The 21,101-nt window shown below is 49.4% G+C and carries 16 protein-coding genes; 10 read left to right on the plus strand and 6 right to left on the minus strand.

What is annotated here, in order from left to right; translation table 11 throughout:
- The first annotated feature begins 17 nt into the window (after nucleotides 1–17).
- From tmk to LPA26_RS02540, 6 genes are all read left to right on the plus strand, one after another.
- Nucleotides 18–623, plus strand: a complete 606-nt coding sequence (gene tmk / locus LPA26_RS02515) for a dTMP kinase (RefSeq protein WP_229007205.1) — start codon at nucleotides 18–20, stop codon at nucleotides 621–623.
- Nucleotides 620–1,615, plus strand: a complete 996-nt coding sequence (gene holB / locus LPA26_RS02520) for a DNA polymerase III subunit delta' (protein WP_229007206.1) — start codon at nucleotides 620–622, stop codon at nucleotides 1,613–1,615. Before tmk ends, holB begins: the two co-directional genes overlap by 4 nt.
- A 23-nt stretch (nucleotides 1,616–1,638) precedes the next feature.
- Nucleotides 1,639–2,010, plus strand: a complete 372-nt coding sequence (locus LPA26_RS02525) for a PilZ domain-containing protein (protein WP_055871619.1) — start codon at nucleotides 1,639–1,641, stop codon at nucleotides 2,008–2,010.
- An 18-nt stretch (nucleotides 2,011–2,028) separates the two neighbouring features.
- Nucleotides 2,029–2,805 (plus strand): TatD family hydrolase, encoded by a 777-nt coding sequence (locus LPA26_RS02530; protein WP_229007207.1) that lies wholly within the window; start codon nucleotides 2,029–2,031, stop codon nucleotides 2,803–2,805.
- A complete protein-coding gene (locus tag LPA26_RS02535) occupies nucleotides 2,796–3,557 on the plus strand; it encodes an MBL fold metallo-hydrolase (protein WP_229007208.1) in 762 nt (253 codons plus the stop codon). Before LPA26_RS02530 ends, LPA26_RS02535 begins: the two co-directional genes overlap by 10 nt.
- A gap of 146 nt (nucleotides 3,558–3,703) precedes the next feature.
- On the plus strand, nucleotides 3,704–4,039 hold the full coding sequence (locus tag LPA26_RS02540) for a hypothetical protein (RefSeq protein WP_229008318.1): 336 nt from the start codon (nucleotides 3,704–3,706) through the stop codon (nucleotides 4,037–4,039).
- A gap of 76 nt (nucleotides 4,040–4,115) precedes the next feature.
- Here LPA26_RS02540 and LPA26_RS02545 read toward each other — a convergent pair whose 3' ends face one another.
- The 6 genes from LPA26_RS02545 to LPA26_RS02570 all read right to left on the minus strand — a co-directional run bounded on the left by LPA26_RS02545 (nucleotide 4,116) and on the right by LPA26_RS02570 (nucleotide 14,370).
- Nucleotides 4,116–5,510: an efflux transporter outer membrane subunit gene (locus tag LPA26_RS02545; protein ID WP_229007209.1), complete on the minus strand. Its 1,395-nt coding sequence runs from the start codon at nucleotides 5,508–5,510 to the stop codon at nucleotides 4,116–4,118.
- Nucleotides 5,507–8,605 carry an efflux RND transporter permease subunit gene (locus LPA26_RS02550; RefSeq protein WP_229007210.1) on the minus strand — a complete coding sequence of 1,033 codons (3,099 nt, stop codon included), beginning with the start codon at nucleotides 8,603–8,605 and terminating at the stop codon, nucleotides 5,507–5,509. Before LPA26_RS02550 ends, LPA26_RS02545 begins: the two co-directional genes overlap by 4 nt.
- The gene (locus tag LPA26_RS02555) at nucleotides 8,605–11,688 is read right to left on the minus strand and encodes an efflux RND transporter permease subunit (RefSeq protein WP_305080455.1); all 3,084 of its coding nucleotides are present in this window, start codon (nucleotides 11,686–11,688) and stop codon (nucleotides 8,605–8,607) included. Before LPA26_RS02555 ends, LPA26_RS02550 begins: the two co-directional genes overlap by 1 nt.
- Before the next feature lie 15 nt (nucleotides 11,689–11,703).
- Nucleotides 11,704–13,029 carry an efflux RND transporter periplasmic adaptor subunit gene (locus LPA26_RS02560; RefSeq protein ID WP_229007211.1) on the minus strand — a complete coding sequence of 442 codons (1,326 nt, stop codon included), beginning with the start codon at nucleotides 13,027–13,029 and terminating at the stop codon, nucleotides 11,704–11,706.
- 115 nt (nucleotides 13,030–13,144) lie between these two features.
- Nucleotides 13,145–13,609 (minus strand): cytochrome c, encoded by a 465-nt coding sequence (locus tag LPA26_RS02565; protein ID WP_229007212.1) that lies wholly within the window; start codon nucleotides 13,607–13,609, stop codon nucleotides 13,145–13,147.
- 38 nt (nucleotides 13,610–13,647) lie between these two features.
- Nucleotides 13,648–14,370: a cytochrome b/b6 domain-containing protein gene (locus LPA26_RS02570; RefSeq protein WP_229007213.1), complete on the minus strand. Its 723-nt coding sequence runs from the start codon at nucleotides 14,368–14,370 to the stop codon at nucleotides 13,648–13,650.
- Between the two features lie 555 nt (nucleotides 14,371–14,925).
- Between LPA26_RS02570 and LPA26_RS02575 the strand changes: the two genes are divergently transcribed.
- From LPA26_RS02575 to LPA26_RS02590, 4 genes are all read left to right on the plus strand, one after another.
- Complete coding sequence (locus tag LPA26_RS02575; RefSeq protein ID WP_229007214.1) at nucleotides 14,926–17,676, plus strand: TonB-dependent receptor domain-containing protein; 2,751 nt, start codon at nucleotides 14,926–14,928, stop codon at nucleotides 17,674–17,676.
- Between the two features lie 94 nt (nucleotides 17,677–17,770).
- Nucleotides 17,771–18,301, plus strand: a complete 531-nt coding sequence (locus LPA26_RS02580; RefSeq protein WP_229007215.1) for a heme-binding protein — start codon at nucleotides 17,771–17,773, stop codon at nucleotides 18,299–18,301.
- A complete protein-coding gene (locus tag LPA26_RS02585) occupies nucleotides 18,298–20,406 on the plus strand; it encodes a protein-disulfide reductase DsbD (protein WP_229007216.1) in 2,109 nt (702 codons plus the stop codon). The genes LPA26_RS02580 and LPA26_RS02585 overlap by 4 nt, the downstream gene beginning before the upstream one ends.
- A 34-nt stretch (nucleotides 20,407–20,440) precedes the next feature.
- Nucleotides 20,441–21,061: a redoxin domain-containing protein gene (locus LPA26_RS02590; RefSeq protein ID WP_229007217.1), complete on the plus strand. Its 621-nt coding sequence runs from the start codon at nucleotides 20,441–20,443 to the stop codon at nucleotides 21,059–21,061.
- Nucleotides 21,062–21,101: the final 40 nt, after the last annotated feature.

Raw genomic sequence — 21,101 nt, forward strand, 5'->3', positions numbered from 1 at the left:
AGTTGGGAAATAAAGTAATGGCAGGTTTGTTTATTACGCTTGAAGGCATGGATGGCGCGGGTAAAAGTACGCATATTCCCACCATACTGGCATTGCTGGCAAAGTCTGGCCGTGAAGTGGTTTCTACTCGCGAGCCCGGTGGCACCCCGTTGGGTGAAGAGTTGCGTGAACTGCTCTTGCATAAAGAGATGCATGTGGAAACCGAATCATTACTGATGTTCGCTGCCCGTGCGGAACATCTGCAGCAGGTAATCCTTCCGGCATTGGCGCGTGGTGCGATTGTTTTGTCTGACCGGTTTACCGATGCTTCCTATGCTTATCAATGTGGCGCACGCGGATTGCCTTTAGCTAAAATGCAGGCGCTTGAAAAATGGGTGCAGGGTGACTTGCAGCCGGATATCACCTTGCTGTTCGATGTGCCGGTAGAGGTCAGTATGCAGCGTCTGGCTGGGGCACGCACACCTGATAAATTTGAAGCGCAGGGGATTGAATTTTTTGCCAAATTACGCGCCCAATATCTTGCGCGTGCGGCCGAATTTCCACAACGTTTCCGCGTGATTGATGCCAACAGGTCTTTGGAAGAAGTAAAGAAATCAGTTGAAGAAATCATCATATCATTATGATTAATAATGTATATCCATGGCAAGAATCGCTGTATACACATTGGTTGCATGCAGGCGACAGCCGCCACCATGCCTTGCTGTTTCATGGCAAGGCCGGGATAGGCAAACTGGGTTTTGCAAATGCACTGGCAGCAGGGCTGTTGTGCTCGCAACCACAGCAAAACGGGATTGCCTGCGGTCAATGTCAGTCATGTCACTGGCTATCAGAGGGGGCGCATCCTGATTTCAGGGAAATCACGCCGGAAGATGACGAAGTCGCAGATAGCGCAAAAAAGAAAACTCGTAAACGCCAGCAGATCCTGATTGACCAGATTCGTGCATTGAATGATTACCTGGCCCTGACCAGCCACCAGGCAGGAGGCATACGTGTGGTACTCATTCACCCCCTGGAAGCAATGAATGTTGCGGCTTCCAACGCATTGTTGAAATTACTGGAAGAACCTCCGCAGCGTACGCAATTCCTGTTGGTTTCGCATCAGCGCCAGGCCTTGTTACCCACCATTTTAAGTCGTTGCATGCAGGTGGATATGCCAGTGCCAACGCATGAGCAGGGCTTGCAATGGTTGCAGTCACAATCAGTCGCGCAGGCTGAATGGCTCTGGCACTATAGTGGTGGTGCACCGACGACTATCCAGCAGGATGACCTGGATTGGTATGGCTGGTACCAGCAGTGGAGCCCGCACCTTTCGCGTGGTGCTGCCATGGATAGTGCGCTGGCAGGTGGTATATTGATCAAACAAGGGATTAGCGCAGCCATTCAGGTGCTGCAAAAATGGCTGCTGGATTTATGGCTGTCGCGGCATCAACTGCCATTACGCTACCATCCGGCGGAGTCCGCTACTTTACAAACACTTGCATCGAAACTTGAGTTAGCACGCCTACTGGCATTTCAACAGCAGTTAAATCGTTTTAAAATGACTGCACAGCACCCGTTAAACCAGGAATTGCAATTGGAGCAATTATTGCTCCAATACAAGAAGATGTTTGGCTAATAGATTAGCCCAGGAGTCCATGCATGACTGACACCCAATCACCATCGACGATGAGCCCTGCCAAGCCAGGTGTGCTGTCACTGGCTATCCGTGAAAAAGCCGCCTTGTTTGCTGCTTACATGCCTTTTGTCAAAGGTGGCGGACTATTTATCCCAACCAGCAAACCCTTCAAAATGGGCGAAGAAGTATTCATGCTGCTGACCTTGCTGGATGACCCGCACAAGCTGAAGATTGTCGGTAAAGTGATCTGGATCACGCCACAGGCAGTGAATAATAAACCGCAGGGCATAGGCATCCAGTTCAGTGATCGCGATGGCGGCGTAGAGGCCAAGAAACGCATTGAAACCATACTCGGCGCAGCGCTTAAATCCAGTCGCGCAACCCATACTATCTAACAGGTTTTTGGATTATTCATGTTTGTAGATTCGCATTGCCATATTAACTTTCCCGAACTGGCGCAAAACATCGACCAGGTACGCGCCAGCATGCTTACCAATGAGGTCGGTCATGCCTTGTGTGTATCGGTCACACTGGATAAGTTTCCCGAAGTATTGATGCTTGCCGAGCAGTATCCGAATATCTATGCTTCTGTTGGCGTGCATCCTGACTATGAAGATATCCAGGAGCCAACCGTAGCCGAATTGGTCTCGCTGGCCAATAATCCGCGCGTGGTGGCCATCGGCGAAACCGGACTGGATTATTTCAGGCTGACTGGTGACCTGAACTGGCAACGTGAACGCTTTCGCACCCATATCCGCGCTGCCAGGGCCACAGGTAAGCCGCTGATCATTCATACCCGCAATGCAGCCGAAGATACCTTGCGTATCATGCAGGAAGAGGGCGCAGCAGAAGTGGGCGGCGTGATGCATTGTTTTACCGAAAGTTGGGAAGTGGCGCAGGGCGCCATCGAAATGGGGTTTTATATTTCATTTTCCGGGATTGTCACTTTTAAAAATGCCGTCGCCTTGAAAGAAGTGGCGCAGAAAGTGCCACTGGCATCGATGCTGATCGAGACTGATTCACCTTATCTGGCGCCTATTCCTTTCCGCGGCAAAACCAACCAGCCTGCCTATGTGCGCCACGTAGCTGAAGAAATCGCCAGGTTACGCGATATTCCATTACAACAAGTAATGGATGCCACTACCAGCAACTTTTTCAGCCTGTTTAAGCACGCGCAGCCATGCAACTAACCATACTTGGTGCAGGTTCCAGTGCAGGCACTCCCGCGGTGGGTTGCCCTTGTGCCACTTGTGTCTCCACTGACCACCGCAACAAGCGCACGCGTTGTTCCAGCATGGTGACGCTGGATGATGGTCGTGTGATCCTGATTGATACTTCGCCCGATTTACGCCAGCAGGCACTGCGTGAAAATATGCAGCGGGTCGATGCAGTGTTGTTTACCCATACCCATGCCGACCATCTACACGGTATTGATGACTTGCGTGCTTTTTGCCAGATCAACCGCTGCCAGATTCCCCTGTACAGCTATCCGGAAGCGATCAGCCATATCCAGGATAAATTTGGCTATACCTTACGCGAGCCCAGTAACTTCTGGGATTTGCCCGTGCTGGCAGCCCATGTGGTAGAAACACCGTTTGAAGTGGCGGGGCAGGCCGTGACGCCCATCCCGGTGATGCACGGCAAGATACGTATTTATGCTTATCGCATAGGGAATCTGGTGTACATGACGGATGTGTCCAGTATCCCCGAATCCTCTTACGAGTTGCTCATGGATGTGGATCTGCTACTCATAGATTGCCTGCGTGAAAGCCCGCACCCCACCCATGTCAGCCTCAGTGAATCGCTGGCGCTGATCAGCCGCATAGGTGCCAAACGCAATGTGCTGATTCATATGACCCACGAGCTGGAATATCATGCGCTACAGGCAACACTGCCGGCCAATGTTGAAGTGGGTTACGATGGCTTGCAGCTAACCATCTGACCAGGACGTGAACAAGTTTACCGTGGTTGCAGTCAACCAAATAAGGTTATAAACAGTTATACTTTCACAAACACGATAATTGTAAAATTGAATTTGGATCACAGGGAATAAACATGAAGTTTTATGCAAAGATTTCGGCTGCTGTTATGGCACTGGTGATGTTCAGCAACGTGGCATCAGCCTTCGCTGGCAAAACCTACAATGAAAACGAATTCATTGATAATTTTAGCGGCAAGTCAAAAAAAGTAGTGTTGGAAAAACTGGGTCAACCCTTCAAGAAACAGCAATCGGTAAAGCCTAGCAATGCGAGTAACATGATTGCAGGCGTGGGTGGGCAAGAGAAAAGCTCCAAGCCGGTACAAGTGGAAATGTGGTACTACAAAAACATCGTTAAATATGATGCCAAAAATACCTATAAAGAAACCGAAGTGACTTTCGTGAACGATAGAGTGATGAATATTGGATATTTCAATAATCGTTGATTCCTTGGATGATTAAAAAAGCTGTGTCTGTGGGCACAGCTTTTTTATTTGTACCTTCCACAAATATATCAACTAGCTAATGTACGCCGCCTAATGCAATCATGAGTGCCACAGAAGCATTAAATCTCCGGCCGGTAATTGTGAGCAAATTGCGCTCTGCATTCAATAATGCCGATTGAACAATCACTACATTCTGGTATTCACTGATACCCGCTCGATAGCGGTTTTCAGTTTGTTCAACCGCCTCACGCGCGAATTTTACGGCGATTTCCTGTTCCACCGCTTCCGCTTCCAGAATTCGCAGCAACGCCATATTGTCCTCTACTTCACGTATCCCGTTGATAACTGTCTGTTTGTAGCTGGCAACGCTGGCGTCATAACGGGCAATCGCTGCATCCGTTTGCGATTGACGTAGTTGATTGTCAAAGATAGGGCCCGCCAATGCCGGGCCTAGCGACCATACGCGGTTCGGCAGCGATAACAGGTTGCCCAGCGTATCGTTGCTGTAACTCAGGCCTGCACCCAGGCTCAGGGTCGGGAATAGTGCCGCTCGTGCAACGCCGATCTGCGCATTAGCCAAGGCAATGCGGCGTTCGGCAGCCGCAATATCCGGTCTTCTTTCCAGCAGGCTGGAAGGCAGGCTGGCTTCTGCAATCGGAAAAGCAATACCAGTCACTTGCTTATAGGGGCTAGACGGGATCGAAAGCTCGGCCGGGACTTTTCCTATCAAGACTGCTATTGCGTGTTCCAGTTGCGCACGCGCTGCCGTGATGTCGATTGCTTGCGCCCGGGTATTGCGTAATTGTGTTTCGGCCTGGGCGATTTCGGTACGGGAGGCTAATCCGACGTTGTAACGGTTAATGGTAAGTTTCAATGAACGCTCGAAACTTTGCGCCGTGGTATCCAGCAATAATTTTTGCGAATCCAGTATGCGTAACTGAAAATAGGTTTGTGCAAGTGCGGACTGTACGGATAGTTTCACGGCAGCCAGGTCCGCTGCAGTAGCTTCTGCATTTGCCTCACCTCCCAATATGCTGTTGCGTATCCTGCCCCATAAATCGATTTCCCAGCTGGCACTAATGCCTATACTAAGCTCAGTGCTTGCGCCCGAATTGCTGTTATTGCCACGGATAATGGCTGATTGCCCGTTGATTGCCGGCAACAGGGGGGCGCGGCTGCCTCTCGCCAGTGCCAGGCCCTGGCGGTAATTGGCTTCAGCAATCAGGATCGAGTAATTTGCCTGGTTAGCTGACAGTAATAGTTGAGTGAGCTGTGCATCCTGGTAGCGATCCCACCATTTGTCCGACAATGCAGGGCTACCTGGCGTCGCCGCTTTCCAGCCGGCAAACGCACTCGCTTCTTTATATTGCTCGGGGATCACCATTGTGGGCCGGGTATAGGCTTCCCATACGCTGCAGCCTTCCAGCAACAGGCCAGCAATTACCAGAAAGCTCAATTTGATATTTTTCATACAGATGTGATATTTGTTGAAACAGGTGTTGTTCGTTGTGTTTTTTTTGTTCTAAACTGATTCAGCTTGTCCAGATACAAGTAAATGACCGGGGTAGTGAATAAGGTTAAAACTTGCCCTAACAGCAAACCGCCCACAATCGAAATACCTAATGGCTGGCGGATTTCGGCGCCATCGCCTACGCCAAAAAGCAGGGGCAGTGCGCCCAGCACAGCCGCAAATGTAGTCATTAAAATCGGCCGGAAGCGTTGCATGCAGGCTTCTACAATTGCTTTATCAGGAGAGGTGCCTCGATGCTGGATGATATAGCGTGCAGCATCTATCATGATGATGGCGTTTTTCATCACGATGCCGATGAGCAGCACGATGCCTATCATGGCGATAATCGTCAACTCACTGTCAAACAGCAATAAAGCCATTAATGCTCCAATCCCGGCCGAGGGCAGGGTGGAAAGTATCGTGATGGGATGTATCAGACTCTCGTAAAGTATTCCCAACACGATATAAATTGTGACTAGTGCAGTCAAAATCAGCCAGGGCTGGCTATCCATGGATTCTTTAAATGCTTTTGCTTTACCTGAGAATGATCCATGTATGCTTTCGGGTGGGTCCAGGGATACAAAAGCTGCTTCAATTGCCTGGCTGGCTGCATCCAGTGCATAGCCTTCCGCAATATTGAAGGAAATGGTGGCGGCGGCAAACTGCCCCTCATGATTGACTGCCAGCGGGGTATTGACCAGCTCCCAGCGCGCGATGCTGGACAAGGGTATACGCTGGTTCTGGAGGCTGTTTAAATAAATATGGTTTAATGATTCCGGTCCTTCTGCAAACCGTGGTGCCAGCGTCAGCACAATAAAGTACTGGTTCAATGGCTCATAAATGGTAGACACCAATCGTTGGCCGAAGGCATCGTTTAATGAAGCATCAATCTGGCGCTGGGTAATGCCTAGCCTTGCCGCAGCATCACGGTCTATCACCAGGTTTGCCTGTAAACCCTTATCTTGTGCATCACTGCTCACATCGGTCAGTTGCGGCAGTTTAGTCAGTGCATCCCTCAATTGCGGCGAGAATCTACGCAGATCCTCGATGTTGCTGGAGAGCAGGGTATATTGAAATTCAGCCGAACCGGGTCTTACGCCAATATTAAATTCCTGCTGCGGCCGTAAACGAAGCGAAGCACCGGCTACCCTGTCCAGTTGCGGGCGTAGTCTGTCCACAATCTCCTGTGCGGATGCTTCGCGCTCTTTCCTGGGTTTAAGGCGAGCATTCAACATGCCGGTATTGGACTGTCCGCCGCCAAAGCCACCGGTGTATTCATAATAAGTTTCTATATCCGGGTCACTGGCAATCACGCGCATGAACTGGTCGACTTTTTCACGCATCGCCCAGAACGACAAGTTCTGATCACCTTCAAAGTTACCTTGCAACCTGCCGGTATCCTGTAACGGGAAGAAGCCTTTGGGCACGATGGAATACAGGTAGACATTGCTGCCTATCGCCACAAAAAACAGCATCAGGATAAGTGCGGAATGGCGGATCGCCCATTGCAATGCCTTGTAGTAAGCCCGGTGCGGAATATCGAAAATGCTCGCCAGCGCGTGTGACAGCCTGTTGGGTGAAGGATCGGATTTCAGTAATCGTGAGGATAGTACCGGGGTAAGCGTCAATGTAATCAGCAATGACAGTACCACTGCACTGGCCAAGGTGATGGAGAATTCGCGGAAAATACGCCCGATCACGCCATCCATGAACAGCAACGGGATAAAGGCAGCAATCAGCGATAGGCTCATGGCAATAATGGTAAAAGATACTTCATGCACCGCCTGGAACGCCGCCTGCAATGGCTTTAATCCATGTTCGATATGACGCATAGTGTTTTCAACCACCACAATCGCATCATCCACAATAAAGCCGGTGGCAATAATCAGCGCCATCAGCGTTAAGTTATTCAGGCTGAAACCACATAAGTAAATCACTGCGAGGGTACCCAGCAGTGAAACCGGGATGGCGATACTTGGAATCAGCGCAGCGCGGCCACTGCGTAAAAACACGAAAGTGACCAGGATCACCAGCACGATAGAAATCAACAGCGTATGTTCCACTTCCTGCAGTGACTTCCTGACGATGGTACTCCTGTCAATCAGCACTTCCATTTCAATGCCGGGCGGCAGCAAGGGTTTCAGTTTTGGCAATAAGGCCTTGATGCCATCCACGGTGGCGACAATATTGGTGCCGGGAATATTATTGACTGAGATCACTACCCCTGGCTTGCCATTGACACTGCCGGTGCTGCGTAGCTCTTGTACCGAGTCCTTGACATCGGCAATGTCGTGCAGGCGGATAGGGGCGCCATTGCGCCAGGCCACGATTAAATCTTCAAAGTCGGCGGCTTTATTGCCACTGTCATTCACATCAAGCTGCCAGCGCTTGTCATCATTTTCAACAAAGCCTTTCGGCAGATGCGCGTTGGTATTTGCGATCACATTGCGTATATGCTCCAGGGCAATACCATATTGATGCGCAGTGAGCGGGTTAACTTCAACGCGCACCGATCGCAAGGCACTGCCATTCACATTCACCTGGCCTACACCATCGACCTGGGAAATACGCTGACCGACCAGTGACAGGCCAATATCGTACAGTTCGCGCCGACTGTAGCGCTCCGAAGTCAATGCAATATGCATAATCATGTTGGAGCCGCTTTTGCGCCAGGTCGGGTTGCTTTGCATGCCGGCAGGCAGCAAAGGCACCGCTGCGTTAATGGCTGCCTGCACATCACGTGCTGCTCCATCTGCATTTCGGTCCAGGTCAAATTGCAAACTGACCCGGGTTTGCCCTTTGGAACTGCTGGATGTCATTTCATTGACACCGGCGATATTGCCCAGGGAGCGTTCCAGTGGCGATGCTACAGCAGAAGCCATGGTTTCTGCGCTGGCCCCCGGCAATCTTGCAAATACATCAATACTGGGCATTTCAACTTGCGGGAGGGACGCGATAGGCAAGGCAAAATAAGCTGCAATCCCCGGCAACGCGATTACCACCGCCAGTAAGGTGGTGGCAATCGGCCGTCGCAGGAACAAGGTCAACCATGCCATCAGGTTGGCCTCGCCGTTTTCTGCTTTGCTGTCTGCCAGGTTTTGGCAAGGCGATCAAAAGTCAGGTAAACCACCGGTGTGGTAAATAAGGTCAGCAGCTGGCTCAAGAGCAAGCCACCTATCATCGCAATTCCAAGGGGCGCGCGTAACTCTGAGCCGGGGCCATCGCCCAGAACAAGTGGTACGGCGCTGAACAGCGCTGCCAGGGTAGTCATCAGGATAGGCCGGAAGCGTAACAGGCAGGCCTGGTAGATGGCTTCCAGAGGGGATTTGCCATGCTCGCGCTCAGCCTCAAGTGCAAAATCAATCATCATGATGGCATTTTTCTGCACAATACCAATCAGCAGAATAATCCCTATGATCGCGATCACGCTTAATGGATGATTGGTAACCATCAGGCCCAGCAAAGCACCTACGCCTGCAGTGGGGAGTGTTGACAATATGGTTAGGGGATGAATATAACTTTCGTACAAAATGCCGAGCACAATGTACATGGTAGTGATCGCCGCCAGCGTTAAAAATAACTCGTTATCCAGTGCGGCAATAAATGCCGATGCCGCACCCTGAAAACGGGTAATGATTGTTGCCGGAAATTGCATCTGTTGCCTGACCCTTGTAATCGCCGACACAGCGTCACCCAGCGCATAGTTCGCGGCCAGGTTAAAGCCGATTTCAATCGAAGGCAGCTGGTCTTCACGGTATATCACCAGGGAAGCAGGTTTTTCGCTTACAGTCGCGATACTTGCCAGTGGCACTTGCCGACCGTTGCTGCTGGAAACAAATACTTGTTCCAGCGCAGCCAGCCCCGGGCTTTGGGAGGGCTGCGCTTCCAGGATCACGCGGTATTGATTTGCCTGTGTGAAAATAGTAGTAATCATGCGTTGGCCGAATGCACTGTATAAAGCATTGTCAACATCCGCCATGGTGATGCCAAGACGGCCGGCATTGTCCCTGTCCACGACAATGGCTGCGCGTAAGCCATCGTCATGCTGGTTGCTGGCGACGTCCGTTAACTGCGGCAACCGGCGAAGTTTTTCAAGAAACGCCGGCAGTATCTGAGCTAACCCCTCCGGATCGGTACTGGTCAGCATGTATTGATACTGGGTTCGGCTGACACGGTCTGACAGCGTCAGATCCTGCACCGGCTGCATATGCAGGATCAGAGGTGAACTCTCATCCAGGGTATGCTTTAATCTGCTGATCACTGCTGTGGCTGATGATTGCCTCAGGGGATAAGGTTTGAGGTTAACCAACAAGCGGCCGCTGTTATGGGTGGTATTCACGCCATCAATGCCCACCACTGATGACACGCTGTCTACATCCGGGTCACGCAGGATTTCATCTACAACCCGCTGTTGCTTCAGGCTGACTTGCCTGAAAGCATCCGAACCTGGTGTTTCGGTAATTACCTGGATAAAACCGGTGTCTTGTACCGGAAACAAACCTTTTGGAATCACGATCGCCAGCGCAACCGTCAGTAGGAATGATAGCCCTGCAATAGCCAGCACCCAAGGTTGATGATTTAAGGAAATCTTCAGGTAACGACCGTAAATCTCGATCACCTTATCGCTGAATGTTGGGCGCTTATCATGCTGCGGTGGGGCGGCCTTGAGTAAACGCGCGCATAGCATAGGAGTAAGCGTTAATGACACCACCGCTGAAATCAAAATGGCTACAGCCAGTGTCACGGCAAATTCCCGGAACAGACGCCCGATCACGTCGCCCATAAAAAGCAATGGTATCAGTACCGCAATCAGTGAAAATGTCAGTGAGATAATGGTAAAACCAATCTGGCGGGCACCTTTCAATGCGGCCTCAAGTGGGCTTTCACCTTCTTCAATGTGTCGGGCGATGTTTTCAATCATCACAATCGCATCATCCACCACAAAACCGGTGGCGATGGTGAGTGCCATCAATGTCAGATTGTTGATACTAAAGCCAGCGGCATACATGACACCAAAGGTACCCACCAAAGATAGCGGAACAGTCAGGCTGGGAATCAGGGTGCCGGCTGCGGTGCGCAAGAACAGGAAAATCACCATCACCACCAAACCGACCGCCAGCATCAGCTCAAACTGCACATCGTGCAGTGCGCTACGGATGGTATGGGTGCGGTTGGTTAACTCCCTGATTTCAACATCGGCAGGTAATCCCGCGGTCAATGAGGGCAATCTGGCCTGTATCTGTTCAACCACCTCAATGACATTGGCACCCGGCTGGCGCTTGATATTGACGAGTACAGCCGGGGTTTTATTGGCCCAGGCGGCAAGATACATGTCTTCCTGTGCTTCTTTGATGTCTGCGACATCGCTTAACCTTACCGGCCTGTCGTTGACATTAGCAACAATCAATTGACGGTATTCCTCCGCAGAGCGCAGCTGGCTGTTGGCATCCAGTTCATAAGCCAGTAGTGGGCCATCAATATTGCCTTTGGCCTGGTTAGAGTTGGCGCTATCAATCAGGGTACGCAAGTCATTCAAGCCCAGGCCGTAGGCGGCTAAAGCGGATTGGTTCACCTGGATGCGGATAGCCGGTTTTTGACCGCCATCGACACTGACCAGTCCGACACCATTCACTTGCGCAATTTTCTGCGCCATACGGGTATCCACAAGATCACGCAATTTTGGTAACGGCAAAGTGGAGGAGGTTACCGCCAGTGTTAATACCGGTGCATCGGCAGGATTAACTTTGTTATAGATCGGTGGCGCTGGCAGGTCGGCAGGTAAAAAGCTGCTGGCGGCATTCATGGCTGCCTGCACAGATTGAACAGCCACATCCAGGCTGGTTTTCAGGCTGAATTGCAGCGTGATCACCGAGGCACCGCCAGAGCTGGCAGAAGACATGTGAGCCAGGCCGGACATAGAGCCAAACTGCCTTTCCAGCGGTGAAGTGACATTCATTGCCATTACTTCAGCACTAGCGCCAGGGTACAAAGTTACCACCTGGATGATCGGGTAATCAACTTGCGGTAAAGCGGACTTGGGTAACAGGCTGTATGACAGAATGCCAGCCAGCAAGATGGCCAGCATCAGCAGCGAGGTCGCCACCGGGCGCAAAATAAAAATTCGAGACGGATTCATCATCAACCAGTGCGCTGCTTAAGCAGGCGCATCCGAACGGCGTTTATGTGTCTGGTCCGGAGAGCCAGCACCGTGAGGACGCCTGGATTTTTTTTCGGCACCTGGCTCGTCTTTATCGTCAAATGCATTGGCCGGGTTTTTAATTTTTACTTTGGCATTCTGTTTAAGTTTATCTATGCCGCTGCTGACTACCTGGTCATTTACAGCGAGACCATTTGTGATGGCTGCAATTTCACCGGTAGTGTGACCAACGGTGACCGGCTGCAGGATGACCTTGTCGCCTTTCTCGTCACGCACAATCTTGTAAACAAAGGCGCCGTCCGGCCCATGCTGTAAAGCATTGACCGGAATCACACTGGCATTGCGTATGGTGTCGCTATACAGGCGGACATTGATGAACTGGTTGGGAAACAGGCGATTGTCTTCATTGGAAAATTCCGCCTTGAGTTTCAGCGTGCCAGAAGTGGTGTCAATCTGGTTATCAATACTGGTCAAAAAGCCGTTGGCCAGCCTGGTATTATTTGCTTTGTCCCAGGCTTCCACCTTGAATTTATGATGGCTGCCTGGTGTATGTGTCTGTTGGACCAGTTGCGTGATTTTGTCTTCAGGAAGCGTAAACACCACATGAATCGGGTGGATGGCGTTAATAACTGCAATCGGGTTTGTGGTAGTGATATTGTTGCCGCTATCTACCTGGCGTAAACCGATACGGCCACTGACCGGAGCAATAATATTGGTATAACCGAGTTGCAGCCTGGCATTCTCCACCGAGGCGTGGTCAGCTTGTACCGTACCCTGGTATTGTTGTACCAGTGAAGCCTGTGAGTCTACCTGCTGTGACGCAATCGAATCTTGCGATTGCAGCGTTTTAAAACGCTCCAGGTCAATCTGGCTGTTTTTCAGCAATGCCTGGTTGCGTACGGCCTGGCCCTGGATTTGTGCCAGCGCCGTTTCAAATGGTTTCGGGTCTATCTTTGCCAGCAATTGCCCTTGTTTCACCAGTTCACCCTCTTTAAAAGCCACCTGTATCAGCTGACCGTTGACACGGCTGGTAACTGTGACTACCGCGGAGGGAATTGCAGTGCCCAAGGCCGAATGGATGATAGGTACATCGGCTTTGACAACCGCTGTCACCAACACTGGCACAGGTTTGTCACCACGATGGCGACCACTGCCCGGCCCATGTTTACCCCCATTTTTATGGTCTGCATCATGAGATGCGGCAGGGTCTGCTTCATCCGCAACAACTCCATTCCGTGCTTCATAAGCCCGCCAAAGCCATATGGAACCCCCGATCAGGATCACACTGAATAAAGCTAGGAATAATAGTTTTTTAAAAGACATACTGGCTCATGCATCTACAGGCGGTTAAGGGGTTTGTTTAATTGCTATACATACGCACGGCGGCTGACAAATGCCAGCCGCCGTGCATGTTCAAAATAGAAACAAACAGTAGTGTTTATTTCACATCTTTTTCCCTGAAGCTATCGTGGCAGGATTTGCATGATTGCGTCAGTTTGCCAAACTTGGCCTTGATCTGACCCACATCGCCAGTGCCAGCCACCTTGGCAAATTCATTTGCTTCCAGGTTGAACTGCAAAGCTGCCTTTTTCGCTTCTTCAGGCTTTTCAAAGAACTCGGATTTTAATCTGGTTTTCTTCCAGCCTTCACCTTTGTCTGTGCCAGGGCCATATAACGCGCCCAGTCCCGAATTCGCAGCAGCAGCAATTGCATTCGCCGCGGCAACTATTTCTTCTTTTGACAGTGTATCCGGATTGTCGAGCTGGGTTTTGATTTTGTTGGTGTTCCAGCCAATAAAACTGTAAGCAGATTGGCGGAACTTGATCTGATCTTCAATCGGGCCAGCAGAAGCTGCTGCTCCTTGCAACATCAAAAGCGCGCACAGGATTGTCTGAATTTTCATGTATTTTTTCCTTGAAATGATGATAAAAACGCCTGTCGTTACCATGCATGCTGTGAAGCAGGCACAACTGGGGCAGGCGGGGGCTGGTAAAAAAAGGTATGCGCTTGCGGGCTGAACAGCAGCCAGGTCAATGCGCCAGCAGTGATTACACTAAACAGTAAGCGCCATCCCAGCCTTTTACCGATAGGCGGAAGCGTTAATGAGGCGGCAAGGGGCACGGACTTTTTCCCATTGATCATTGGTTTTAACAGGTTGTCTTTTTTGAATAACCCGTAGAAAACGATAGCGATGACATGCAAAACGATCAGGCCCAGCAATACATTAAACAGCAGGGCATGTAATTCGGACATCTGGTCGCTCAGTGTTTCATCTGCATATTTGGCTAACGGACCTTGCAGCGTGATGTCATCACTTGCAATTACGCCGGTCGCAACCATCCCTGCCAGTAATAACAGGAGCGCAATCACTGACAATGCTCCGGTTGGTGTGTGTCCAACGCCCTGCCACGAACTTTTAAAGTAATTCAGCAGCTTGCGCGGGGTAGGGAAGAACTGTGTAAATCTGGCGGTCGGTGTGCCAACAATCCCCCAACTTAAACGGAATAACACCAGGAAAGTAATGGACAGACCCGCATACCAGTGGATATCCACGTCCAGCCAGTCGGTTTTCACCGACACATATGAAACTGCTACCGTAATAACCAATAGCCAATGAAAAAGTCGTAGTGGAAGGTCCCAGACTTTTATGGTGGTGTCTTGCATGTGTCGCTTAAATTCCAGTTGCTTTAATTAATAGACAAATAAGTCCGGATAAAAAAGTTAGTCATCAATAAGGGTGATGCTTTCAGCGATGACTATTAGCAGAAAATATGCCATGTTGTTTTGCCGCCCATCTGATTGGATGATTTATGCAGTACATGTTTTAACATGATGATTTTTATATACAAATTTTTTAAAGGGGGTTATCTCAAAATCGCGATATTTTGTGTTCTGAGTTAATACTGTTTGTATCTGAGCAGTTTTAAAAACAAACTGTTGATATAGAAACAGCTTCAGGTGTGCTTTGAAAATTGACGATTTGTTTCAATGGCAACAGTCTGTTCTGGCAAGTGTTGAAATTTAAACAGCTGTTTTAAATATAAATAGAATTCGAAATAATTTCTTATTAATTTATTGGTTAAAGTTTTCCGATAATGCATTGATTTTAATAAATTAAAATTTATTTGTTTCACTTCAAACAAGGTTTCTTAATGATTGGCATAGCAATTGCCAATACGGTCCCTGAGTTTATAAGCATAAATAACCAGGGAGACCTTAATGACTGTACTAAAAGTCAGAAGAGCAATAAGAGCTGTTGATAATAAAACAGCCATCGTATTTAAAAGAAAAGTGCTGCAATCTGCAGTGAGTCTGGCCATTGGTGCAACACTAGTAGTCCCAGGCCTTTCAATGGCTGCGGATCCTACAGTAGCTGATTTGCAAGCGGAGAATGAACGCCTTAAAAAAGAACTTGAAAGCCTGAAACAGAGCCTGAATTCAAAAAAAACAGATAGCACTGCGGTGAGTAATGAAGAAGCTGATTCAGCAGCAGACGCCGCACCAGCACCAAAAACCAAGCAGGCAGCAAAAGCAGAGGAAGAAGAGCGCATTACACAAAATGTGCTGGATTCGCTGATCGTCACTGCACGTGCGCGTGAAGAAATCGCACAAGATGTACCACTGCCGGTTGAAGTGATTGGCGGCAAGCGTCTGGATCGTGACAATATCGTCACGATAAACGAACTGGTCAAAGCAGTCCCCAACCTGGGTGTGTTTGGCAGTAATCCACGCCAGACAAGTATTTCGATTCGTGGTATCGGTAAAAACAGTGCTAACGACACCTTGGAACCTGGGGTCGGCGTCATTGTTGACGGTGTTGTGAGCTCTTATGTAGGTCAGTCATGGAACGACTTTAACGACCTGGACCGTATTGAAGTGTTGCGCGGCCCTCAAGGAACCTTGCTCGGTAAAAACACTACTTTGGGTGCGATCAATATCACCACTAAAGCCCCTAGTTTTACACCCGGTTATAACGTAGAGGGCCGTGTGGGCGAGTATGATCAGATGATAGGTAAGTTCTCTGCCACAGGGCCGTTAGTAGATGACCTGCTGGCGTACCGTGCCTCGTTCTTTTTTAACAAACAGAATGGGATGCTGGATAACGTCTGGCAAAGCAATGGACCTTCCAGTAACGAAACATGGAATGAGACCAATCGTATTGGCGGCCGCGTACAATTCCTTCTGACACCTAGCGAAAACTTGTCTATCCGTACCATTCTAGACAGAACGCAAACAGTGGAGAATGGTAACAAATCTTTGCTAACTGAGGATCCTATAGCATTTGCAAATGGCCCAACAAGAGGGACTACATTTACTACCCGCTTAGGTCGTCCTTACTTTAATAATCCTGATGGGTCGCGTTTTCAACCAGTTATCGGCAATGGCAATAATATTCAAGACTCTCAGGCACGTCCACAACGTACTGATCAAGGTGGTATTTCAGTACAGGCTAACTGGAATGTGAATGATGCCTACAGCCTGACCTCCATCACAGCATATCGTGGTCAAGAGTTCGATATTAAAAATGGTGGTAATACCAAATTTGATATCGGCAATGGAGGGCAGCAATTGAGCAACCGTCAGTTTTCTCAAGAGTTACGCCTGAATTATGTTGGCGATAAGGCTTACGATTACCAAGTTGGTTTGTACTATTTGAATGCCAGTGTCTATTCAGATGATCCGAGTTATTTTGGAGCTGATGCTGGTGCTTTTAATGCTACCAATAACCAATGGACAGCTTTGCAGGCACAGCGCTATCGTACTCTGCTCAGGGATTCGCAAGATGGTGTCTATCGTTCTTATGTATTGAATCCAACCACCGAGAGTTATGCTGCCTTCGGTCAAATTAACTGGCACTTGACCGAAAAAGCCACTTTGACGTTGGGTTTACGTAATACATTGGAGTTTAAAGATGGACGTAATAAACGTGAGCTAGACCGCGCAGGAAAAGGTCTTACCAATGCGGCTGGTACAGATGATTCAAAAGCAGCAGATTATGGCCTGACCTTAACCCCAGGCGGTAATACTGCTGATGATCGTGCATGGGCCGCAGCCAAAGAGTTATACCGTTCGGCTATTGGTACAATTAATAACCCGAATGGGATTTATGATTGGCGCGAGGGTCAAAGTATTCGGGATAGCTCCATCGGTTGGCTTATTAATCCAAGTTATAAACTGAATGAATCCACATTGTTGTATGCGTCTGCTGCACGTGGAGAAAAATCGGGTGCCGTTGAATTTAATGCGGATCCTAGCAGTCCTGACTATGGTAGGCCTCTTAATGTGAAGCCTGAAAAAGCATTAGATTTTGAACTTGGTTTCAAAACATTGTTGTTTGATAACCGTTTATTGTTGAATGCCAATTTGTATTACACGCAGGTAAAAGATTATCAGGGTAATGTCACCGTACCAGCACCGACTACGCAAGATCCAGAAGCAATCCGTGGTTATTTGGGGAATATTCCTGAAGTCATTGCACGCGGCCTGGAATTCACAACTGCTTTTGCTGCCACGCCTAATCTTCGTTTGAATCTAAGTGGTGCTTACAATGATTCTTACTATAAAGAATTTGATAGCACTACAACAGATGTACAAACTCCAAGGTTAGTCGATTTCTCAGGACGACAGTTACATGGCGCTCCGCGAGTTACATTGAGCTACGGTGCCGACTATAACTACTTCTTTGGTTCAGGTTATCGCGCGCATTTCTTCGTCAATAACTCATATCGTTCAGGAACTTATATTGGCGCGACCCAAGCGGCAAGCACCTATCAGGACTCTTACAATATTACGGATGGCGGTGTAGGTATAGGGAGTGCTAGTGACAAATGGGAGTTTACTCTGATAGCTAGAAACCTGTTTGATAAATACTACGTTACTGGAGCAAGTACATATAGTTCATCTGCCCCTATCAGTGAACAACCAGGTTATGGACGCACACTTGGCATTGCTTTCCGCGCCAGGATGTAAATGGATGACTACCTAATTATTTAGCCAGATATGCTGCGTCGCTTTCTCAAAGAGAGGTGACGCTAAAGCATTTATAAGACTTAGAAAGAATGTTATGAAAAAATTATCAGTAAGTGTTTTTCTGGTTTTGTTGTACGCAGGTCTGGCGAATCCGGTGATGGCTGAAGATCCTCCCTCACCTCCAGCCAATACGCCTGCCAGGGTGCCTGCCGCCAAAGGGCCATCACTTACGCTGGCGGTTGAAGCAGCAAAAGTTGCCGTTGAAGCCTGTGCCGCAGATGGAGCGCAAACTGTTGCTGCCAGTGTGGTCGATTCTGCAGGCGTGTTAAAAGCTTTGCTGGCAGCAGATGGCACTTCACCACGTGGCGTCAGTTCCAGCACAGTCAAGGCGCAGACCGCGCTGCAATACAAGAAAAGCACCAGCGCTTTGTTCGAGCAGGCAAAAACAGATAAGGCATTTGCTGATGCTGTCGCTGCTAACCCCAATATCAATGGTCGTCCCGGCGGTATCCTGATTAAGGTTGGTGACGAAATTATCGGCGCGATTGGTGTAGGTGGTGGCCGTACGGATGAGCCTTGCGCCATTGCCGGTTTACAGAAAATCCATGACAGGCTCGCACAATGATGTTTAAAGGTTATTCCATCAGAAACCTGATGTTGTGGGTCCTCTGGATGGGATTAAGCCTGCCTGTCATGGCGGCTTCAAATCAGACCAGCACACCGCAGGTGACAGCCACCTTGATTTCTTCACATAGCCACATTGCGCCAGGTGAGCAAATTATTTTGGGGATCAAACTCGATATTCTGCCTCACTGGCATACCTATTGGCGTAACCCTGGGGACTCCGGAACGGTGACTACCATAGGCTGGAAATTTTCCCAGCCAGTAGAGGCGGGTGATGTGGTCTGGCCATTGCCGGATCGTTTCAAAATGGGCCCGATTGTGAATTACGGCTATGAAAATAGCGTGACATTACCCACGCCGTTGAAATTGCCAGTCGATTTAAAACCTGGCAAACCGCTGAAAGTGCAGGCGGTGGTCGACTGGCTGGTGTGCAAGGAAGAGTGTATTCCACAGCAAGTTGTTTTATCGCTGGATTTGCCAGTGGTAGCCGCTGGCCAAGGGCAGAAAACTGCTGCCCCCGATATCGATCTGGCATTGGAAAGACAGCCTGCCAAAGTAAGCTGGCCTGTCCGTTTGCAAGGCAGTGATGGTTCATTGACATTACTGGTAGATGCGCCCGAACTGGCTGATGCAGCAGTGAAGGATATCTGGTTCTACCCTTACGAATGGGGAAAGATTGCCCAAAGCCATGAGCAGGTAGTTACAAAAACCGCTACTGGCATCGCCATAGAATTGCATGCCGGAGATATGCCGCTGCAACCCGGCGAAGCACTGGAAGGCGTGTTAATTGCAAAGGGGCAGAGCATTGAAACCAGCGGTTATTTACTGAATCCCAAACTGCAAACCATGACTGAATCCAATCCCGCTGAAACAGGCACTGACAGCCTGTTGCTGGCGATTTTTCTGGCGTTCGCAGGCGGCATGGTCCTCAACCTGATGCCTTGTGTGTTTCCGGTACTGTCTATCAAAGCACTTTCTCTCATCTCGCATTCCAGTCTCGGTCGCGGTGAGCTGATCAGGCAAGGGCTTGTTTATACCCTTGGTGTGGTTGTCAGCTTCGTTGCGCTAGCCCTGGTTCTGGTGTTGTTAAAAGCGGGTGGGGCACAGGTGGGCTGGGGCTTCCAGTTCCAGTCACCATGGTTTGTGTTCCTGATGGCTTACCTGATGTTTACTGTCGGCTTGAATTTATCCGGCGTGTTTACCATTGGTGGCGGTATCAGTGGCGTAGGCAGTCATCTGGCGGATAAGCCTGGTTATTGGGGCAGTTTCTTTACTGGTGTACTCGCCACTGTGGTGGCGACACCTTGTACTGCGCCATTTATGGCCGCTGCCTTAGGGTTTGCGCTGGCGCGCCCAACACCTGAATTGATAGTGATTTTTATCAGTCTAGGTCTGGGCCTGGCATTTCCTTATCTGCTGCTCACCAGTTGGCCTGGCCTGCAAAAAGTATTGCCAAAACCGGGTATATGGATGGAATACACCAAGCAGTTTTTTGCATTCCCCATGTATGCAGCCGCCGTGTGGCTGGTGTGGGTGCTAGCCCAGCAGCAAGGCGAGCTGGCGGTGGTGCTAGTCCTCAGTGGTTTTGTATTGATTGCATTGGCGGCATGGATCTATTCCATCAGCAGGGGTGCTTCATCCACCAGGCTTAAATTTGCAAATGCTGGCGTAGTGCTGGTGGTGGGACTTGCTATCGGGCTGGTCACTTTGCTGGCCGAAACCACACCAGAGACATTACCTGGCAAGCAGGTCGCCTCCACAAAACAGCATTGGCAGCCGTATTCGGCCGAAAAACTTGAGTCCCTGCTGGCAGAAGGCAAACCGGTGTTCCTGAATTTTACTGCGGCTTGGTGCATCAGTTGCCTGGTCAATGAAAAGGTCGCGCTTAGCCAGCCGGAAGTCGTAGAGGCATTCGAACAACAGGGAATTACGTATTTAAAAGGTGACTGGACCAACAAAGATGCCGAAATCACCAAAATTCTGACTAAGTTCGGGCGTAGTGGTGTGCCCTTGTACGTGTTTTATCCCGCGGGACATGCCGGTAAGCCGATTGAGCTGCCACAGATTCTGACGCCAGCCAGTGTGCTTTCCCATATCCAACCTTAATTAACCACAACTTTTATACAACCCAGGAGCTATCATGCAAATTAAGCAAATTTTTACTCATACCTTGATCGGTTTGGCGATTGGCGTATTCAGCCAGTCAGTCTCTGCAGAAGCCATTATAGATAAACCGGCACCGACATTCACTGGCACCACAGCAGATGGCGGTAAGCTCAGCCTGGATTCGCTGAAAGGCAAAACAGTGGTGCTGGAGTGGACCAACCACGAATGCCCGTTTGTAAAAAAACACTATGAAAGTGGTAATATTCCACAACTGCAAAAAGACGCAGCCGCTAAGAATATTGTATGGGTACAAGTAAACTCATCCGCAGAAGGTAAACAAGGCCATGTGAGTGGTGCAGAAGCCACCAAACTGAATGAATCCAGAAGCGCAAAACCTGCTTATGTGGTGCTGGATGCGGATGGAAAAATTGGCCAGGCTTACGGCGCACAGACGACACCGCACATTTACATTGTTGACCCTAAAGGCATCCTGGTCTACAAAGGCGGCATCGATGACATTCCAACTGCCAAAGTGGAAGATCTGCCAAAAGCAAATAACTACGTGCGCGAAGTATGGGCAGCATTGGCCGATGGCAAGAAAGTGCCGCACGCCAGCACCAAGCCTTATGGTTGCTCAATCAAGTATTCAAGCTAATTCTCTCGACTTGACCATCAGTGCCGGGAGCCAGTTATTC

This window comes from Methylophilus sp. Leaf408 (assembly GCF_916856905.1).
Taxonomy (GTDB): Bacteria; Pseudomonadota; Gammaproteobacteria; order Burkholderiales; family Methylophilaceae; genus Methylophilus.

Excerpts from the sequence above, each read along its gene's own strand:
- tmk (WP_229007205.1), top strand. The coding sequence starts at position 18 with ATGGCAGGTTTGTTTATTACGCTTGAAGGCATGGATGGCGCGGGTAAA.
- holB (WP_229007206.1), top strand. The coding sequence starts at position 620 with ATGATTAATAATGTATATCCATGGCAAGAATCGCTGTATACACATTGG.
- LPA26_RS02525 (WP_055871619.1), top strand. The coding sequence starts at position 1,639 with ATGACTGACACCCAATCACCATCGACGATGAGCCCTGCCAAGCCAGGT.
- LPA26_RS02530 (WP_229007207.1), top strand. The coding sequence starts at position 2,029 with ATGTTTGTAGATTCGCATTGCCATATTAACTTTCCCGAACTGGCGCAA.
- LPA26_RS02535 (WP_229007208.1), top strand. The coding sequence starts at position 2,796 with ATGCAACTAACCATACTTGGTGCAGGTTCCAGTGCAGGCACTCCCGCG.
- LPA26_RS02540 (WP_229008318.1), top strand. The coding sequence starts at position 3,704 with ATGGCACTGGTGATGTTCAGCAACGTGGCATCAGCCTTCGCTGGCAAA.
- LPA26_RS02545 (WP_229007209.1), bottom strand. The coding sequence starts at position 5,510 with ATGAAAAATATCAAATTGAGCTTTCTGGTAATTGCTGGCCTGTTGCTG.
- LPA26_RS02550 (WP_229007210.1), bottom strand. The coding sequence starts at position 8,605 with ATGGCATGGTTGACCTTGTTCCTGCGACGGCCGATTGCCACCACCTTA.
- LPA26_RS02555 (WP_305080455.1), bottom strand. The coding sequence starts at position 11,688 with ATGATGAATCCGTCTCGAATTTTTATTTTGCGCCCGGTGGCGACCTCG.
- LPA26_RS02560 (WP_229007211.1), bottom strand. The coding sequence starts at position 13,029 with ATGTCTTTTAAAAAACTATTATTCCTAGCTTTATTCAGTGTGATCCTG.
- LPA26_RS02565 (WP_229007212.1), bottom strand. The coding sequence starts at position 13,609 with ATGAAAATTCAGACAATCCTGTGCGCGCTTTTGATGTTGCAAGGAGCA.
- LPA26_RS02570 (WP_229007213.1), bottom strand. The coding sequence starts at position 14,370 with ATGCAAGACACCACCATAAAAGTCTGGGACCTTCCACTACGACTTTTT.
- LPA26_RS02575 (WP_229007214.1), top strand. The coding sequence starts at position 14,926 with ATGACTGTACTAAAAGTCAGAAGAGCAATAAGAGCTGTTGATAATAAA.
- LPA26_RS02580 (WP_229007215.1), top strand. The coding sequence starts at position 17,771 with ATGAAAAAATTATCAGTAAGTGTTTTTCTGGTTTTGTTGTACGCAGGT.
- LPA26_RS02585 (WP_229007216.1), top strand. The coding sequence starts at position 18,298 with ATGATGTTTAAAGGTTATTCCATCAGAAACCTGATGTTGTGGGTCCTC.
- LPA26_RS02590 (WP_229007217.1), top strand. The coding sequence starts at position 20,441 with ATGCAAATTAAGCAAATTTTTACTCATACCTTGATCGGTTTGGCGATT.